Genomic DNA, 17063 nt, shown 5'->3' on the forward strand with positions numbered 1-17063 from the left:
ATAACGGAATGTAGACGATGTTTGCGACCTTACAATGCCTCATAGAGCTTTTCGAGCTGCTGTGTAAGATGCGCATCCTCTGTATGCGTAAGTTTTCGTTCTAAGAATGTAATTTCGCGCTCAATCGCTTGCGCACGCTGTTTATCCTTCGCAAAGTCATAAGGCCCATCATGCATCGTGACACATTCATGCTCAATCCATGCTGTACGCGTGAATAATTTCTCTAAAAAATAGCGGTCATGACTAACAGCGATAACGGTGCCATCAAAGTTTTCAAGCGTTTCTTCAAGCACCTCACGCGATTCAATGTCGAGATGATTCGTCGGCTCATCAAGTAAAAGTAAATTGACCTTTTGCTGCATGAGCTGCGCAAGACGTAGCCGCATTTTCTCGCCACCACTTAAGTCCTTCACCTTTTTAAAAACGTCATAGCCATAAAATAAAAACTGCGCGAGTATATGACGTGCCTCGCCCTCTGTCACTGCGACCTCATCACGAAAGGCATCGATTAGCCGGTCCTCTGGCTGAAATGTATCAAACTGCTGGGCAAGATAGCCGATTTGCACATTGCTGCCGAGCTTTACACTTCCGTCGTAAGCTTCGCGCTCGGCGAGTAATAGTTTTAAAATCGTCGACTTACCTGTGCCATTATCGCCTACAATCGCCAATTTATCCTGCCAGTAAATGCTAAAATTTGCTTCAAAAAATAAAACCCGATTCCCCGCACAGGCGGTCACATCTTCAAAAGCTGCAACCTCCTTACCACTCCTAGACTCTGCTTGCAGTGCAAGATTCATTTTCTTCGCAACTACTGGCTTTTTCACGACTTCAATACGTGCTAGTGCCTTTTCCATCATTTTTGCCTTGCGGAATAAATCCGGGTTTGGTGGTGATGCCTCGTTCGCCCATTGACGTAATCTACGAATAGATTCCTTCATTTTTTTTATCTTTTTTTGCTGTTCATTGTACTGCGAAAACTGCGACGCAATATGCGCCTCTTTTGCGGCCACATATGCATCATAATTCCCTTGGCTAACAAAGGCTTCGCCGTCTTCAAGCTCAATAATTTGCTCGGCCACTTCATTCATAAAACGACGGTCATGACTAACGACAATCACAGTGCCGTCAAATTGCTTCACATAATATTCAAGCCATTCAATCGCACGTAAATCTAAGTGATTCGTCGGTTCATCAAGCAATAAAATCGTCGGCTCACCAAGCAAAATATGCGCGAGCATGACTTTCGTTTTTTCGCCGCCGCTTAGTGCCTCGAACGGCTTATCTAAAAATAGGGCGATGCCTAAACCATTCGCAACGGTCATCATCTTCGACTGCATTTCATAGCCACCAAGTTGCATAAAGCGCTCCTGTAGCTCACCGTATTTTTCGAGTACACGGTCATCCATCTCTCTAGCCATTTGTGCCTCGAGCTGTTGCATCGTTTGCTGCATATTTTGTAAGTCATGAAACGCATGCAGTAGCACCTCTTCGACTGTCTCTATTCCGTATTGTGGAATTTGATGAAGGTAGCCGATTTTGCTATCCTTTGGTGTAATAATGCGCCCACTGTCGATGCTATCTACCGCCGCAATCAGGCGTAGAAGCGACGTTTTCCCTGTGCCATTGCGTCCGACGAGTGCGACGTGCTTCCCTGTAGGAATCGTGATATCTAGGTCTTTAAAAAGCGTATTACCGCCCACTGTTTTTGTTATGTTTTCTACTTTTACTGTCATTGTATTTTCCTCCATACAACGCAGCTGAGCATACAAAAAAGGACTGCTCATCAACGAACAGTCCTTTCATTTTATGAAAAGAATGAAGTTCATCAGCTACGTTTTAATTTGATGTTGTGTTAAAAAAGGGCGTACGAATCCCGTTAGCATCAAATTTGAACGTAATGACACGTGCAAAATAAAGCGCATTATCTAATTGTGCAGATGTCATATAAGCTGAGTTTTTCATTCTTTTCACCTCCGATTCGAAATAGTTGCCACTATTGTAGCATGAACTTTCTGAAAAGTATAATTTTAATCACCAAAGCCAAATACTTTTTGCTCTTCTGTTTCATATTTACGGCCTAAATTCTCGCTATCACGACTAATTTCAAGTGTCACAATATACTTCACACGTTCGTCATCTACTGTTTCTTTGTGCTGCGCTGCAACCTCAACATGGTCTAACTCATACGTTTTGGCGTACGCTTTTAAATCCTCTAATGACTCGGCCATATCGTCCTCGTCTTCAATAAAAATGATTAGCTCGACTTCTTGTAGTTGTTTTTCAATCATCTTCGTCACCTCTTGCCTCGAGTATAACAGAAAGAGGCCCTCACTGCGTGATGCAGTGAAGGCCCCTTTTAGATTAATGCTGATCGATTGTTTCTTTCGGTAAAATCTTGCTCATTTCACAGTATTTTACGAACACGCGCGCAAGCTCTTGTAGACGTTCTTGTACATTTTGGTCCGTAATATTATTATCTGCATCAAAGTGAGAAGAATGTGTGTACACATAGTTTGGTGTTACTAAACAACGGAAGTAATCAAGAATCGGTTTTAATTGGTTTTCAACAACGAGGTGATGCTGATACGTTCCGCCGTTCGCTACGATTGATACTGGTTTATAGCGCAGTGCTTTCGGATGTAAGAAATCAAAAGCATTTTTCAAGACGCCTGGAATGGAACCTTGGAAAATAGGTGTTGCGAAAATATAACCATCTGCTGATTCAATTTTCTTCACCATCTCTTGTAGGCCTTCGTTGTATTGCTCGAATGGACGACCATCAACGATTTCGTGTTGATAATCTGAAAACGTTAAGATTTCAAGCTCTAAACTTGAATCGAATTGTGCAATATATTTTTGAACTTGTTCTAAAATAGCACCTGTTTTACGACCAAGCACTGTACCATCAACAAGTAAGATTTTCATAGGTGTAACCTCCAAAGAATTTCATTATTTACTCGTATTGTATCAGTGATAATCATTTTCAGAAAGACTTTCCGAATAAATTCAGTCTTTTGAATGAAGCTTATAGTGCTGCTACGACGCCTTTAATAAGCCCTGTAAATTTCTTATTTACTTGTGCTGCTACATCGATTACTTCTTGATGATTTAATGGTTGGTCAAGAACGCCAGCTGCCATATTCGTTAGGCAAGAAATTCCTAGTACACGCATTTGTCCATGACGTGCAATAATCGCTTCTGGTACTGTCGACATACCAACCGCATCCGCACCTAATGTACGAATCATACGGATTTCAGCAGGTGTTTCATATGTTGGACCACTCCACCAAGCATATACGCCTGTTTGTAGATCAAAGCCTTGCTGTGCTGCAACGTCTGCTGCAAGCTTGCGTAAGTCCTTGTCGTATAAGTTCGACATATCTGGGAAGCGTGTGCCTAGCTCATCATTATTTGGTCCGATTAATGGATTTTGACCTGTTAAGTTAATATGGTCTTCAATTAACATTAAGTCACCCGGTTTAAAGTCTGTATTTACTGCACCACATGCATTTGTGACGATTAATTGCTCGATGCCTAGTGCTTTCATGACGCGCACAGGGAATGTTACTTCATCCATTGAGAAGCCTTCGTAGTAGTGAAAACGACCTTTCATCGCTAGGACAATCTTGCCTTCTAATTCACCAATGACAAGTTCATTGGCATGGCCGATAGCACCTGATTTTGCGAAGTTTGGAATGTCTGTATAAGGGATGACTGTGGCATTTTCAACCTCATCTGCTAATGTACCAAGGCCTGAGCCAAGAATAAGACCTACTTGTGGCTGCACCGTAATTTTTTCTAAAATAAAATCGCGTGTTTCATTAATTTGCTCGATAGTATGCATAGGATTCTCTCCGTTCTATTATTTATCTTTTTTAGTTTACTAAATATCTGCCCGTATTGTGAACTCGAAACAATTGTAATGCGGAATTAATTGAACGTATGTTACAATTAACAGCAATGACAACCTAAGTAAAGAAGGAGCTTTTTTAAATGGCTACAAAATCAGAAATTGAATATCAAATTTTAGAGTTAAAAAGCGACTATATCCGTCAACAAGGTGATATCGAAAAAATCGAATCAACGGGGCATCATGAGCAACTAGAAAAAGCTGAGCAACGCCTGACAGATATGGAAAACGAATTAGCATTACTAAACAAACAGCTTCAAGAATTACAATAAATTTCACGTTAACACAGCTCCAAAATGCTTCGGCGTTTCGGAGTTTTGTTTTGCATATAATAGGAGGAAATAGTAGCAACATGGCAATTTTAACAGTAGATAAACTTGGTCACTCATTCGGGGACCGTACATTATTCAAAGACGTATCATTCCGCATTGTCGAAGGCGAGCACGTTGGTCTTGTCGGCGCAAACGGCGTTGGTAAATCAACATTAATGAGCATCATCACAGGTCAAGCTGTCCATGATACAGGACGCGTAGAATGGCTACCAAAAACACATTACGGCTACCTTGACCAACATACCGTATTAACACCAGGAAAAACGATTCGTGACACATTAAACGACGCATTCGCTATCCTATTTGAAAAAGAGCAAGAGCTAAATACAATCGCTGAAAAAATGGGCGATGCCACACCAGAAGAATTAGAGCAATTACTAGAAGATATGGCAGAAGTACAAGATATGCTTGAAGCGGGCGACTTCTACACACTTGATATGAAAGTAGAAGAAGTAGCACGTGGTCTTGGCTTAGATGCAATTGGTCTTGACCGTGACGTCGCTGCCCTATCAGGTGGTCAACGTACAAAGCTATTACTTGCGAAGCTTTTACTTGAAAAACCAAAAGTATTATTACTAGATGAACCGACCAACTATTTAGATGAAGAGCATATCGATTGGTTACGTACGTATTTAAAAGATTACCCACATGCATTCTTATTAATTTCACATGATGTGGAATTCATGAATGATGTAGTAGGCGTTATTTTCCACCTAGAATTCTCTAAATTAACACGCTATACAGCATCTTATGAAAAATTCTTAGAGCTTGCAGAAATCAATAAACGTCAACATATCGACGCCTATGAAAAACAACAAGAATTCATCAAGCAACAAGAAACCTTTATCCAAAAAAATAAGGCGCGTTTCTCCACAACAGGTCGTGCCAAATCTCGTCAAAAACAATTGGATCGTATGGAAATCATCGATCGTCCAGAAACGGCGTCAAAACCGACATTCCGTTTCGAAGAATCACGTAGCTCAAGCCGCTATGTAGTCGAAGCAAAAGATTTAGTGATTGGTTATGACAAACCACTACTTCCACCACTTACATTCGAAATCGAACGTGGCGAAAAAATCGCGCTTGTTGGGATGAATGGTGTTGGTAAATCAACCTTACTAAAAACAATGCTTGGTAAAATCCCTGCACTCGATGGGAAAGTTGAGCGCGGTGACTTCCTATTCCCATCTTACTTCGAACAAGAGGTAAAAGCCGGAAAAGAAACACCAATCGACGTTATCTGGAATGCGTATCCTAGCCTGACACAAGGTACGGTTCGTTCATTACTAGCAAAAACTGGTCTAAAAAGTGAGCACATCAACCGCCCAATGAGCCAATTATCAGGTGGCGAACAAGCGAAAGTTCGTATTTGTAAATTGATGATGGATGAGTCAAACTGGATGCTATTTGATGAACCAACAAACCACTTAGATATCGATGCAAAAGAAGAGCTAAAACGTGCAATGAAAGAATATAAAGGCACAATCGTTCTCGTATCACATGAGCCTGAATTTTACGAAGGTCTTGTAACAAAAGTATGGGATGTTGCAGAATGGTTCTCTACTGGCCACCAATAATTTTTTTGAGAATTACCCTTGTGGTAATTCTCTTTTTTTATGGATACAAGTGGCATCAGATGGAAAATGAGCGTAGACTAGTACATAAGGACGGTGTTTTATTTTGACAAATGATATAGCAGACAGTACAGCGCCCAGACGCACAGCTGGGCTCAAAAAAATCGCATTAAACTTCTTAGGCATTACCGCGGGAGCACTTATTATGGCGATTGCACTTGAAAATGTTTTAATCCCCAATCAACTCATCGATGGCGGCGTAACCGGTATTGCCATGATGATTTCACACATGACCGGCCTCTCACTTGGCCTCTTTTTATTCATTTTAAACTTGCCATTTCTTTATTTTGGCTACAAACAAATCGGTAAAAGCTTTGCCATTTCTGTAACGTACGGCATCCTCATTTTATCGCTTGCTACTACATTCATTCCACATCACGGCGCATTCACAAATGATACGCTACTCGCAACGGTACTCGGCGGCATTATGCTTGGTATTGGTGTCGGCATTGCGATTCGCTCAGGCGGTTGCTTAGATGGCAGTGAGACGCTCGCCATTATGTTCAATAAAAAATCTCCATTTTCAGTTGGTCAAATCATTTTATTCATGAACTTATTTATTTTAGGTAGCGCGAGTTTTGTATTCGGACTCGACCGCGCGATGTATTCACTTATCGCCTATTTTATTGCATTTAAAACGATTGACCTCGTATCGGAAGGCTTTAATCAAACGAAATCAATTTGGATTATTAGCGACAAACCGGACCTACTCGGCGAAAAAATTATGTTCCGCTTAGGTCGTGGCGTGACCTACTTAAACGGCCGTGGTGGCTACACAAATGATGAAAAACAAGTGATTTTCTGTGTCATTAGCCGTTTAGAAGAAGCAAAACTTAAATCGATTGTAAAAGAAATCGACCCCACGGCATTCCTCGCATTTAGTAATATGTCGGAAATTAGTGGCGGTAACTTTAAAAAACAAGATATTCATTAAAAGAAATACGACCAAAGAAATTTCCGATTCTTTGATCGTATTTTTTTGTCCATTTTGTGAAAGAAAACGCTTTCAAAATTGGTATAGTCTGATGAATACCGTCATGACGGTATTTGTACGTATTTTCTGATAAAGAGGTTCGGTTGCAACCTGTACCATTTAAATACGTCCTATCTATGAATACAGCGTTTTAAACCTGTATTTACGATAAATATTCTCTTTTTACCACGAATATTCATCTTTTATTCACAATTTTCAATTTGACTTATCAATATCTTACTGATAAGATATATGTATACTAAACGAACGAAAGTAGGAATTTACATGACTGTTACAATTTACACACAAACAAGCTGCACATCATCTAAAAAAGCCTTACAATGGTTACGTGACAACGGGATTGAATACACTGAAAAGCGTATTACATCGGATCCACTATCATTATCTGAGTTCAAAACAATTTTGAGCATGACAGAAGATGGCACAGATGAAATCATTTCAACAAACTCAAAAGACTATAAAAACCTGAACTGCGATATTAACGCATTATCGATTCAAGAGTTATATAGCATCGTAAAAGAACATCCAAAAATGCTGCGTAGTCCTATTCTTGTAGATGCAAAACGTCTGCAAGTTGGCTATAACGAAATGGATATCCGTCGCTTCATTCCTCGTAAAGTACGTGCTTACGAATTATTTGAAATGCAACGCCTTGCGAACGATTACTAGACGTCAGAAAATTTGGAGATGATTAAAGTGATAGATCGCCATAATAACGGCATCACAGCGCTTTTTGAAGTAGCGGCTGCAATCGAACGTAAATGGGCAAATGAATGGAATAGCCATAATAATCTGGGGTTATCTAAAACACATATTTTATTATTGGATCTACTCGATTCCAAAGGTCCGCTACGCCCTTCCGATTTGGCAGAGACGTTACATGTAACTACTGGTGGCGTAACTGTCCTGACAAGTAAGCTATTAAAGGCTGAATACATTAAAAAAACGCAAAATCAATCCGACCGCCGCGCCTCTCAATTAGAGATTACAGCGGAAGGAAAACAATTATTAGAGGAAGCATACGAACATATCGAGGCACTTGTGAATCGCATGTTTGGCATGCTTACTGCTGATGAATTAAAAACCTTGCAAGTCATTTTTATGAAATGCCTGCAAGCTTAAAAGTCATGTTGACGCATTTCTTTTTGTGTGGGAAGAAATGCATAAACGTCACGCATTTTTGCGTGGCGTTTTTTTACGCAAAAAAGAAGACTAGGACGAAACACGTCATTTTTCTTTTTGAGCGTTCGCAACGAAAAACCGGAACCGCACAATAGTGCGATTCCGGTTTTTCTTATGCTCATAGGAGAGATTGCTTTTACATGTATGTCAAAGCCTCTCTATATATAAACCTTAATCGGGTCTCGACCACTTCAATCATCGAGCCTTAGAAGGATTGCGAAATACAGCTGTCTGACAAAGCTGCTGTTCTATGTGCTAAATTGATGAGTTTTGACGTAGCACCAATGTTGACGACATCGTGCTATGTATTAAGAATTTGTGCTACTACTGCTTCTCGGTCAGTAGTAGATTTTATGGAATAATGGCGTTTTTCTTTATCCGGATTCATCGACTAGTTTCTCGGGTCAAATCGCTTCTTCCGACGCGGCTAGTCGCCGCTTGTCAGAAGCTTTATTTGCCCTTCGAATCTGAACGAGTCGATTCATCACTTATTCTATCCGGATTCAAACACCAGTGCCTCGGGTCGTTTCGCACTCTCTGTCGCGACTAATCGTCACTTGTCGAGCGCTATAAACGCCCATCAGCACTAAACGGCGTTTTCATCACTTAGGTTAAGCCATAATTGCTGATGTTGCGGCTTCGTCTGATAATACCATTTCTTTTAGGCGTGCTTTCGCGCGGAATAGGCGTGATTTTACTGTACCGATTGATACTTTCATAATGTCAGCGATTTCGATTAAAGAAAGTTGGTGTACGTAAAAGTAAAGTAATGTATTTTTGTAAATACCGTCTAATTGGCTGATTTTTTCTTGTACGACCTTTGCGACATCTTCCTTTTCGATTAACTCCTCCGTAGATAGGTCATCGTTTGGAACTAAATCAAGCACTGGCACGTCAAGTGTATCAGGTTGGTTCATCATGTATTTGCTGCGGCGTACATTTTTACGGTAACGGTCGCGGAATGTATTCATGCAGATTGTTGTTAACCAGGCTTTTAAATGATCAACTTGTGCAACATATGATTCGTAGCGTACGACTTTCACCCAAACTTCTTGCATTAAATCTTCTGCTTCTGCTTTATTGCGTGTAAGTTTTAAGCAAAGATGATAGATGTAGCGATTGTATTCCTCATATACTTCATTTAGTGTAGTTGTTTGTAAAGTTTCCATAACGTTAAACCTCCTAAAGTTTTATTTGTCTATTTATAGCTGTGTACCAGCTGTATCGTTAAGGTTATGTGTTGTTGTTTACATTCTTATTATCGCGAAGTTTTACCTTACGCTCCATCGACTTAACTTTCATTTACCTTACAATCATGTAAGGTTTGGAACTTTTTCGTGTAATGTACCCCGAAAAGCGCATAAAAAAAGACTGCTACGCTATGTAGAAGCCCTTTTTCATCTTATGAACCTTTCACGATTGTCACCTTTGTCGCATGTGTGCCTTCTACTTCATTTACTGTAAAGGTTAAGCCAAATGCTTCAAATACATCATTCGGTCGTGGCAGTCGCTGCATTTCCTCCAGTATTAGTCCCCCAACAATATCATGGTCGAATGGTATTTCTGCGTGTAGTAACTTGTTCACCTGCTCGATTTCAATGCGGTCACTACAAATCAATACCGATTCGCTTGCCTCGTAAATAAGCGGACTATCACGGTCGGTTTCATCCTCAATTTCCTGTCCAATCATATCTTCAATCATATCCTCAGTCGTCACAATTCCTAATGTGCCACCGTATTCATCTAGGACAATCGCTAAATGCTTTTTAGCTCCCGTCATCCGTTTAAACACTTTTTCTACATCTAAATTCGCCACGACAAATAATGGTTCTGTATCAAGAAATTCTGTGAGCGGACGCTGCGGCTCAATCGACCACTCAACGAGCTTTTTCGATAAAAACAGCCCAACAATATGGTCAATATCCCCGTCATACACCGGGTAACGTGTGTAGCCATTATTTAAAATCACATCGCGCACCGCATCAAAGTCCGCTGTAAGCGGCAGTGCGACAATTTCCGTTCGATGCGCACCAAGCACGTCCTCGACATCCTTATCAGGAAAATCGAGTACTTCTTTTAAACGCTTTCCTTCTATTGAATCATAGGCGCCAGATGTTTCAGCAATATCGATAACTGCACGCACCTCATCCTTCGTCATCTTCGCCTCCGTTACCTTGCCACGAGTCAAAATACGAATAAAAATATTTGTAAAACCTTGTACAATGATTGCAACCGGTGTACATATTTTTACTAAATAATAAATTGGCATCAACACAGGTTTTGAATAGGACATCGGCTCCGCATAGGTCACTGCCATTGTTTTTGGTAGCACTTCCGCAAATAAAATGAGGACAATCGTTAAAATGGCTGTTGCGAGCGATACTTTCCAGCCGTGATTTAACGCGATAATTGTCACAATCGTTGGCAGTAAAATATTGACGACATTATTTAAAATTAACACCGTCGTAATCATACGGTCCGGCTTCTCAATAATTTTTAACATTTGAATCGACCGCGCATCCCCGTTTGCGGCTCGTAATCTTACTTTCATTTTATTAATTGCCGTTAGCGCAGTTTCTGCTGCCGCAAAATAGCTCGACAGTGCGAGTAGTATCGCTAAAAATACAAACTCCATTTTCCGTCCTCCTCCACTCGTATTACTTCTGTTATACCACTTTTCTTAAATTATACGCGCTAAAAGACTTCCAATTGTTGCTATGATATAATTTGTAGTGCAAATAGAAAATAATAAAGCGAGGGATTTTCAGTGACTCAATTAGAAAATTTAAATCAATATTTTACAGAAAATCGCGAACGTCATCTTGACGAAATGAAAGCTTTTTTAGCCATTCCAAGCATCAGCTCTCTTTCAGAACATAAAGATGATATGTACAAAGCAGCGAACCACTTATCTGACCTATTAACAGCTGCTGGTATGGAAAATGCGACTATTCACGATACAGCGGGCCATCCTGTCGTAACAGCTGACTGGTTACACGCTGAAGGTGCACCAACAGTTCTTGTATACGGTCACTATGACGTACAACCAGTAGACCCTGTTGAGCTTTGGGACAGCATGCCATTTGAACCTGAAATTCGTGACAATATCATGTATGCTCGTGGTTCTTCAGATGATAAAGGCCAAGTATTTATGCACGTTAAAGTGCTAGAGGCTATGCTTGCATCAGACGAAAAACTTCCTGTAAACGTAAAAGTTATTTTCGAAGGGGAAGAAGAAATTGGTTCTGTTCATTTAGACCAATTTATCGCAGACCACAAAGATTACTTAAAAGCAGATGTTGTATTAATTTCAGATACTTCTTTATATGCACCTGGTAAACCAGCTGTTGTGTATTCACTACGTGGCTTAACTGGTATTCAAATTGATGTTCGTACAGCAAAAGGTGACCTTCACTCAGGTATGTACGGTGGTGGTGTGCATAACTCAATCCACGTATTAGCGGATATTTTAGCGTCATTCCACGATGAAAACGGTCATATCGCGGTTGAAGGCTTCTACGATAACGTGTTACCTATCTCTGATGACGAGCGCGCAGCCTACGCTGAGCTTGGCTTTGATGCAGAGCAAATGAAAGAAGAGGCTGGCGTCAAAACATTATTCGGTGAAGAAGGCTTCTCATATCTTGAACAAACATGGGCTCGTCCAACACTTGAAATTAACGGCGTATTTGGTGGCTTCTCTGGCGAAGGTGTGAAAACCGTTCTTCCTGCACAAGCTGGCGCAAAAATCACATGTCGTCTTGTACCAAATCAAGATCCACATGAAATCGTTGCACTACTTCGTGCGCATGTAGCGAAACATCAACCAGAAGGCGTTGATATCGAAATTACTGAATTCGATAAAGGGAAACCATTTATCGCACCATTTGATCACCCATATGTACAAGCTGCTGGTCATTCTTATGAAACACAATACGACCAAAAAACAGCATTCATCCGTTCAGGTGGTTCGATTCCAATCGTTTCTACATTCGATGAAATCTTAGCTGCACCCGTTATCATGATGGGCTTCGCGCTATCAACTGAAAACTTCCATGCACCAAACGAGCACTTCCACTTAGAAAACTTCGATAAAGGCCTACGTGTCGTATCTGATTATCTAACTGAAATTGCATCAATCGAAAAAATTTAATTAAAAAATCATGATAATAAAAGAAGGAATCGCGCTTTTGCGCGATTCCTTCTTTTTTGTGGATTATTCGCCGAAGAATGTAACGATTTCTTCTGCTGTTTTACGTGTTTTCTTCGCAGGAACTTTGTCAAAATAGCCTAGTTGAACCATCGCAATGACACGTTCACCTGGTTTTGCACCAATGGCTTCTGTGAATTCCGGGCTGTCTAACCATGTTGGGTTTTTCCAAATTGAACCGATACCACGGTCCCATGCAAGTAACATCATGTTTTGGATGAAGCAGCTCGCTGCCGCAAAATCCTCTGTACGCTCATGCTGACGTAAATCCTCTGGTACCACCACAAATGCATACGCACCTGGTGATAAGAATTTCGTCATTTTATGCTCGATGTCCTCTGCCGTTAAATGCGCGTGATTTGGGATTGTCACATCACGAATGATGTCCAATACTTTTGGTAATCCTTCACCAATACCAAGAATAACGCGCCATGGTTGACGATTTTTATGATTCGGTGCCCATACAGCATCGTTGATGATGTCTAAAATATCTTGCGCATCTACAGGTTGTTTATTAAATACACCAACTGAACGGCGCTCTAAGATGGCTTCTCTTACTGATAATGATTGACTATTCACAATGACTCACTCCTATGAAATCTATTCGATTCAACGATACCACAACGTTCGTTATTCATCTACTTTCTTTTTCCAAAGCTTACCTGGCCAGAATGCAGCACGACCAAATTTCATCGTAAGTGCTGGTACAAGAAGTGGTCGAACGATAAACGTATCAAGTAAGACACCGATTGCGGTAATAATACCAAATTGAACTAATACTTGAATTGGTAATGTCGCAAGCACCGCGAATGTACCCGCTAAAATTAAACCAGCGGACGTAATCACACTACCTGTATATTTAACACCTTCTGATACCGCGGTTTTTAAATTCTTATGCTTACGGCGCTGCCAAACTTCTGACACCATAAAGATGTTGTAATCGACACCAAGTGCAACCGAGAATACGAATGTATATAGTGGAATCGAGCCTTGAATAGCGTCAATGCCCATACCATAATGTAGCACAATCCAGCCAAGACCAAGCGCTGAGAAGTACGATAGGATAACGGTTGCAATCAAGTAAAGGGTTGCGGTAATTGAGTGCAAGTACACTAATAATAGCAATGCAATTAACGCGATAATAACAGGCATAATGATTTTTTCATCATCCTCAATTACTTTCATCTCATCGTATTGAGAGGCTGTTTCGCCGCCAATCCACACGCGGTCCTTCGCATCACTTACCCCTGCATCTTCAAGAAGTGCAATGGCTTTGTCTTTAATTTTAGGAATATTATCTAATGATTCTGCTGCATATGGATTGTCTTTAAAATCCAATTGATAAAGCTGAATTGCCTCGTCTTTTTCACCGACACGTTTTTCATCAACGCTCGCAGCAAAGTTTAATTTCTCTAAATCTTTTTGGAGATCGATATCCTTGCCATCTGTATCGACGATGATTTGTACTGGCGCAAGCTCACCTGGAGAGAAGTTTTTCTCTACTAATGTGTAACCCTCGCGAGACGTCATGTCTTCTGGGAATGATGATAAAATATCAAATGTGAATTTAATTTTCGGTGCAAATGCAGCAAGCGCACCTAATAAAATAACCGTCACAATAATAATGGTCATCGGTTTACTTGTAACCAGATTCCCGATTTTTTGACTAAATTTATGCTGTGGACGATGTTGTTTAAATGGTTTATTACGTTTTTTAGCACGTGCCTCTTCCATTTCTACTGTACGTGGAACGAATGGCCAAAACGCAGCACGACCAATGATAACAAGTAATGCTGGTAATACAAGCAATGCTGTTAAGCCCATAATTAGGACGCCAAAGCTAAATGGTACAGCGAAGCGCTCAAATGTACCGTAGTTAGCAAGTGCAAGCGTTGCAAGACCCGCAACTACTGTTAACGCACTCATTAAAATAGCGCCACCTGACTCTTTAACAGCCTGTGCCATCGCCTTCCCTTTATCCTCAACCTCTAATAAAATTTCACGATATTTTGAAATCAGGAATAAACAATAATCGGTGCCGGCACCAAATAACAATACCGTCATAATGGACACTGCCTGTGCATCCTTATCAATCCAACCATGATCAGCCATAAAGCCAAGTGCTGGACTAATGACACCATAAGCAAGACCTACCGCAATAATTGGAATGATAGCAAGTAATGGCGAACGGTAAATTAAAATAAGTAAAACAAGTACTAAAAGCACCGTCGCAATCATCAACTTCACATCGGCACTCGCAAATAAGCCGGTTGCATCTACTGAAATCGCTACTGGACCTGTGTAACGTAAGTTTAGTTCATCATTGCCCTCATACTTACCTTCTAATGACACATCATCCTTCACTAATTTCGTGATGTCATCTAATCCTTTTTCAAAGGCTTCTGTATTCGCGCCCTTTTCAAAAAATACAGGTGTCACAAGCGTTGAGCCATTTTCTGAAACGCTTTCTAATAACGCTTGTGGTGGTGTTTTATGAAGTGGTGGTACAAGTGATTGTGCATTCACTGGATTTTCGTCCAATTCTTTATACAGTGCCTGCACTTTCTCTAAATCCTTTTGTGTAAGCCCCTCTTCACGATGCCACACAAGTAATAATGGCGTTCCCGAATCATCCGGGAATTGTTCTTCTACAATTTTTGCAGCTTGTTTTGACATCTCTGTGTCTTTTAAGTTTTCACTCGACACATTATCGATGCTATTAATTTGTGGCCAACTAAATGACACTACTGCTACAAGTAAAATCCAAAATAGAAGTGATAGCCAGCGCCCCTTCTTACTTGCAACTAAATTGCCCCATAATTCTAATGGATGCTTCTTCATGTAAAAAACCCTCCTTTTTTCTTCTAACTAATTATATATACTCGATAGTTAATTATTCAAGTATGTTCACTAATTAACTTTTCCCACTTCATGGTATAATTATGTAATTATTTTTAGAAAAGAGGGGTCCCCTTGATGTCAAAGACAACTGGGCGAACAATTGGTAGACCAAAAAAAGATTCGCAAAATATACCGATGCAACAAAAAATTCTAATCGTTGCATCAAAAGAATTCATGACTCATGGCTATAAAGCTGTCTCAATGGATAGCATAGCAGAAGCTGGGAATGTTACGAAGGCAACAATTTATTATTATTACAATTCAAAAGCTGCACTGTTCACCGAAACGATTATTCAACTGATGAGTCGCATAAAAAAAAGGACCGAGTGTGTGCTTGCAGACGAACGCTATTCGTTTAAAGAACGCTTAATTAATTTACTTGAAGTGTATGCCAATGCCACAGCAAATGTCGATATTAATAATTTTATTCGCGAGGCCTTCCCTAGCTTGTCGCCTGCACAACAGCAAAGTGTTCATGCATCGGAGGAATTTATGCATGAAGCGATTCGTGATGCATTCGAACGAGAAATGCTACTTGGAACGATTCCTAAAAAAGATGTGACATTTATTTTGCATACCTTTTTAGCGCTAATGAATGTTGGACGTTATACTGATTATGATGAAACACGTCTCTTTGAAACACCTCGCCAAGGAGCAGAAGAAATCATCCGATTTTTCTGGGCTGGACTGTTTTCTTAACTACATGAGAATCGCAAAAAATTGCGATTCTCCTTTTCTATTTTAGGGGCCAAATTCAGTAAGACACCTTAGTATTTTTTTGCTACAATGAGGTTATATACGTTTGTACGGAAAGGATGTTTAGACATTGACACAGCACGCTGAAAAAGAACTTTTACAGCCGACGATGCTTTGCGACCAAAAAGGGAATTTAAATCCCCAAGCAATCGGCTATGCTCGACAACCATTGATTACAAGTAATTTGAAGGGTCATTTTATGCGTAAGAAAAAGTGGAATTATTGGTGTGTCTTTGGCGATGAAATTTTATTTTCAGCGACGATTAGCCACCTCGATTATGCGGTCGTGTGCTTTGTCTACTTCCTAGAATATGAAACACAGCGCTTTTTCGAAAAAACAATTACATTGCCACCACTGAGTCATCATGTAAAAATGTCTGAGGAAGTACTACAAACTGTCACCTTCAATAATAGTGAAATGAAAATCAATATTTTACATACAGCTCAGCATGAAACGAAGCTAAGTGTGTATGTACCTGATTTTGATGATGATATACTCGAAGCGGAGCTGACAATTAGCCATCCAAAGGACGATGAATCGCTAAATGTAGTTATTCCATGGAACCGCAAAACCTTCCAATTCACAGCGAAGCACCATAACCTACCAACTACTGGCTATGTCAAACTCGGTGATAAGAAGTATCTCTTTGAGCCACTCGAATCATTCGCTGTTCTCGACTACGGGCGTGGGATATGGCCGCGCGTGGCAACATGGAACTGGGGAATGGCCTCCCAACGACTGGGCTTCCATCGTGTTGGCTTAAATCTTGGTGGTTCATGGACAGATGGCACCGGTATGACAGAAAATGCACTGTTCATTGATGGGCATATGACGAAAATTCATGAGGATGTATTATTCGCCTATGATGCTGCCGATTATATGAAGCCATGGAAAGTAAAGACGCGTTTTTCAAAAGATGTGGAGCTAACATTCACCCCATTTTTCGAGCGTGTCGCCGAATCAGATGCGAAGCTTGTGACGTCAGTAGTTCATCAAATGGTCGGTTATTACAATGGGCGCGTCAAAATGGACAACGGCGCCTACTTTCATATTCAACAGCTACTTGGCACATGCGAGGAGCATATCGCTAAATGGTAATAACAAGAATCGCTTATTTCTACTAAGCGATTCTTTTTTATTTTG

Annotated in this window: 17 protein-coding genes; 8 read left to right on the forward strand and 9 right to left on the reverse strand. The window is 40.4% G+C overall.

Features of this window, described 5'->3' with window-relative positions; genetic code table 11:
• Positions 1-29: 29 nt before the first annotated feature.
• The 5 genes from abc-f to QI30_RS12585 form a co-directional block, all read right to left on the reverse strand.
• Positions 30-1733, reverse strand: a complete 1704-nt coding sequence (gene abc-f, locus QI30_RS12570; RefSeq protein WP_126990983.1) for a ribosomal protection-like ABC-F family protein — start codon at positions 1731-1733, stop codon at positions 30-32.
• A 103-nt stretch (positions 1734-1836) separates the two neighbouring features.
• Positions 1837-1962 carry an RAxF-45 family protein gene (locus tag QI30_RS21125; RefSeq protein WP_020189014.1) on the reverse strand — a complete coding sequence of 42 codons (126 nt, stop codon included), beginning with the start codon at positions 1960-1962 and terminating at the stop codon, positions 1837-1839.
• Positions 1963-2027: 65 nt separating this feature from the next.
• Entirely contained in the window at positions 2028-2288 is a 261-nt protein-coding gene (locus QI30_RS12575; RefSeq protein ID WP_126990984.1) for a hypothetical protein, read from the reverse strand.
• 73 nt (positions 2289-2361) lie between these two features.
• Entirely contained in the window at positions 2362-2925 is a 564-nt protein-coding gene (locus QI30_RS12580) for an NADPH-dependent FMN reductase (protein WP_126990985.1), read from the reverse strand.
• 100 nt (positions 2926-3025) lie between these two features.
• The gene (locus QI30_RS12585) at positions 3026-3844 is read right to left on the reverse strand and encodes a purine-nucleoside phosphorylase (RefSeq protein ID WP_126990986.1); all 819 of its coding nucleotides are present in this window, start codon (positions 3842-3844) and stop codon (positions 3026-3028) included.
• Positions 3845-3993: 149 nt separating this feature from the next.
• On the opposite strand from QI30_RS12585, the gene QI30_RS12590 reads away from it, so the two are divergent.
• From QI30_RS12590 to QI30_RS12610, 5 genes are all read left to right on the forward strand, one after another.
• Positions 3994-4182 carry an SE1832 family protein gene (locus QI30_RS12590; RefSeq protein ID WP_020189010.1) on the forward strand — a complete coding sequence of 63 codons (189 nt, stop codon included), beginning with the start codon at positions 3994-3996 and terminating at the stop codon, positions 4180-4182.
• Between the two features lie 80 nt (positions 4183-4262).
• Entirely contained in the window at positions 4263-5819 is a 1557-nt protein-coding gene (locus tag QI30_RS12595) for an ABC-F family ATP-binding cassette domain-containing protein (RefSeq protein WP_020189009.1), read from the forward strand.
• A 103-nt stretch (positions 5820-5922) separates the two neighbouring features.
• Positions 5923-6810, forward strand: coding sequence for a YitT family protein (locus tag QI30_RS12600; protein WP_020189008.1), 888 nt, complete (start codon positions 5923-5925; stop codon positions 6808-6810).
• A gap of 324 nt (positions 6811-7134) precedes the next feature.
• The gene (spx, locus tag QI30_RS12605; protein WP_020189007.1) at positions 7135-7539 is read left to right on the forward strand and encodes a transcriptional regulator Spx; all 405 of its coding nucleotides are present in this window, start codon (positions 7135-7137) and stop codon (positions 7537-7539) included.
• A 27-nt stretch (positions 7540-7566) separates the two neighbouring features.
• Positions 7567-7992: a MarR family winged helix-turn-helix transcriptional regulator gene (locus QI30_RS12610; RefSeq protein WP_020189006.1), complete on the forward strand. Its 426-nt coding sequence runs from the start codon at positions 7567-7569 to the stop codon at positions 7990-7992.
• A gap of 671 nt (positions 7993-8663) precedes the next feature.
• Here the strand turns inward: QI30_RS12610 and QI30_RS12615 are convergent.
• Entirely contained in the window at positions 8664-9221 is a 558-nt protein-coding gene (locus QI30_RS12615) for an RNA polymerase sigma factor (protein ID WP_020189005.1), read from the reverse strand.
• Positions 9222-9454: 233 nt separating this feature from the next.
• On the reverse strand, positions 9455-10687 hold the full coding sequence (locus QI30_RS12620) for a hemolysin family protein (protein ID WP_126990987.1): 1233 nt from the start codon (positions 10685-10687) through the stop codon (positions 9455-9457).
• A 132-nt stretch (positions 10688-10819) separates the two neighbouring features.
• Here QI30_RS12620 and QI30_RS12625 point away from each other — a divergent pair, with 132 nt between their 5' ends.
• Positions 10820-12205 carry a dipeptidase gene (locus QI30_RS12625; protein ID WP_020189003.1) on the forward strand — a complete coding sequence of 462 codons (1386 nt, stop codon included), beginning with the start codon at positions 10820-10822 and terminating at the stop codon, positions 12203-12205.
• 63 nt (positions 12206-12268) lie between these two features.
• Here QI30_RS12625 and QI30_RS12630 read toward each other — a convergent pair whose 3' ends face one another.
• Together QI30_RS12630 and QI30_RS12635 are read right to left on the reverse strand one after the other, a co-directional pair.
• The gene (locus tag QI30_RS12630) at positions 12269-12841 is read right to left on the reverse strand and encodes a nitroreductase family protein (RefSeq protein ID WP_020189002.1); all 573 of its coding nucleotides are present in this window, start codon (positions 12839-12841) and stop codon (positions 12269-12271) included.
• A 51-nt stretch (positions 12842-12892) separates the two neighbouring features.
• On the reverse strand, positions 12893-15103 hold the full coding sequence (locus tag QI30_RS12635; protein WP_126990988.1) for an MMPL family transporter: 2211 nt from the start codon (positions 15101-15103) through the stop codon (positions 12893-12895).
• Positions 15104-15238: 135 nt separating this feature from the next.
• Here QI30_RS12635 and QI30_RS12640 point away from each other — a divergent pair, with 135 nt between their 5' ends.
• Positions 15239-15862, forward strand: coding sequence for a TetR/AcrR family transcriptional regulator (locus QI30_RS12640; RefSeq protein WP_020189000.1), 624 nt, complete (start codon positions 15239-15241; stop codon positions 15860-15862).
• A 127-nt stretch (positions 15863-15989) separates the two neighbouring features.
• On the forward strand, positions 15990-17018 hold the full coding sequence (locus QI30_RS12645; RefSeq protein WP_126990989.1) for a DUF2804 domain-containing protein: 1029 nt from the start codon (positions 15990-15992) through the stop codon (positions 17016-17018).
• Positions 17019-17063: the final 45 nt, after the last annotated feature.

This window comes from Candidatus Kurthia intestinigallinarum (assembly GCF_003991225.1).
Taxonomy (GTDB): domain Bacteria; phylum Bacillota; class Bacilli; order Bacillales_A; family Planococcaceae; genus Kurthia; species Kurthia populi.

What these genes read in the sequence shown, in the direction of transcription:
- QI30_RS12620 (WP_126990987.1), bottom strand. Translation starts at nt 10,687, where the DNA reads ATGGAGTTTGTATTTTTAGCGATACTACTCGCACTGTCGAGCTATTTT.
- QI30_RS12595 (WP_020189009.1), top strand. Translation starts at nt 4,263, where the DNA reads ATGGCAATTTTAACAGTAGATAAACTTGGTCACTCATTCGGGGACCGT.
- QI30_RS12590 (WP_020189010.1), top strand. Translation starts at nt 3,994, where the DNA reads ATGGCTACAAAATCAGAAATTGAATATCAAATTTTAGAGTTAAAAAGC.
- QI30_RS12585 (WP_126990986.1), bottom strand. Translation starts at nt 3,844, where the DNA reads ATGCATACTATCGAGCAAATTAATGAAACACGCGATTTTATTTTAGAA.
- abc-f (WP_126990983.1), bottom strand. Translation starts at nt 1,733, where the DNA reads ATGACAGTAAAAGTAGAAAACATAACAAAAACAGTGGGCGGTAATACG.
- QI30_RS12575 (WP_126990984.1), bottom strand. Translation starts at nt 2,288, where the DNA reads ATGATTGAAAAACAACTACAAGAAGTCGAGCTAATCATTTTTATTGAA.
- QI30_RS12640 (WP_020189000.1), top strand. Translation starts at nt 15,239, where the DNA reads ATGTCAAAGACAACTGGGCGAACAATTGGTAGACCAAAAAAAGATTCG.
- QI30_RS12615 (WP_020189005.1), bottom strand. Translation starts at nt 9,221, where the DNA reads ATGGAAACTTTACAAACAACTACACTAAATGAAGTATATGAGGAATAC.
- spx (WP_020189007.1), top strand. Translation starts at nt 7,135, where the DNA reads ATGACTGTTACAATTTACACACAAACAAGCTGCACATCATCTAAAAAA.
- QI30_RS12635 (WP_126990988.1), bottom strand. Translation starts at nt 15,103, where the DNA reads ATGAAGAAGCATCCATTAGAATTATGGGGCAATTTAGTTGCAAGTAAG.
- QI30_RS12580 (WP_126990985.1), bottom strand. Translation starts at nt 2,925, where the DNA reads ATGAAAATCTTACTTGTTGATGGTACAGTGCTTGGTCGTAAAACAGGT.
- QI30_RS21125 (WP_020189014.1), bottom strand. Translation starts at nt 1,962, where the DNA reads ATGAAAAACTCAGCTTATATGACATCTGCACAATTAGATAATGCGCTT.